The 783-nt window shown below is 23.0% G+C and carries 2 protein-coding genes; both read left to right on the top strand.

Going from position 1 to position 783, the window contains the following annotated elements:
* The coding region (locus C6B38_RS05880) for a hypothetical protein (RefSeq protein WP_233485586.1) at positions 1 to 266 on the top strand (266 nt) is incomplete at its 5' end.
* The coding region (locus tag C6B38_RS05885) for a terminase large subunit domain-containing protein (RefSeq protein ID WP_233485587.1) at positions 235 to 783 on the top strand (549 nt) is incomplete at its 3' end. The genes C6B38_RS05880 and C6B38_RS05885, both read left to right, overlap by 32 nt.

Below are 783 nucleotides of genomic sequence, written 5' to 3' on the forward strand. Positions count from 1 at the left end.
TTTTATGAAAAGAAACATCATTTTTAAAGATAATGCAATTTATTAGTAATAATATTAAATTAAAATATAATGTAAATTTTGAAAAAGATAACCATTCTTATTTTATAGATAATATTATTTTCCCCAGCATTACCGCTATTATTAGTTATTTTAATAATACTGAAATTCAATATGATAAATTAATGAAAAATAATGAACTTTTTAAAAAAGCAACAGAAAGAGGAAAAATTATTCATGAGATTAGTAAAAGAATTAAAATCAAATAAAGATTATTATTTTAATCACAAAGAAGCAAATAAAACAATTAGCTTTATTGAAAAATCTTGTTTTCATACAACTGGAGAATATAATAAACAAAATTTTAAATTAGAATTATGGCAAAAAGCATTTTTAGAATCATTATATGGTTTTTATGATAAAAAAACAAATTTAAGAAGATTTAAAGAAGCACTCTTAATTGTCGGAAGAGGAAATGGAAAAACCACCCTTGCTTCTGCAATCGCTTTAAAAAGTTTAATTTTAGATAATGAAGCAAATGCCGAACTTTATTCTATTGCAACCAAACGAGATCAAGCAAAAAGAGTTTATGAAGAAATGCGACGAATGATTTTTATTAATCCTAACTTAAATAAAATTTTAAAAGTTAAGCGAGATAAAATAGAGTTTATACATAATAATTCTTTTTTTCAACCACTATCATCAGAAACAAAAACATTAGATGGTTTAAACCCCTATTTTGTTGTTTTAGATGAAGTAGCAATGATGGAAAAGCGTGACATTTAT

Origin of the sequence: Spiroplasma sp. ChiS, from assembly GCF_002968355.1 — a bacterium.
Lineage (GTDB): Bacteria > Bacillota_I > Bacilli_A > Mycoplasmatales > Mycoplasmataceae > Spiroplasma > Spiroplasma citri.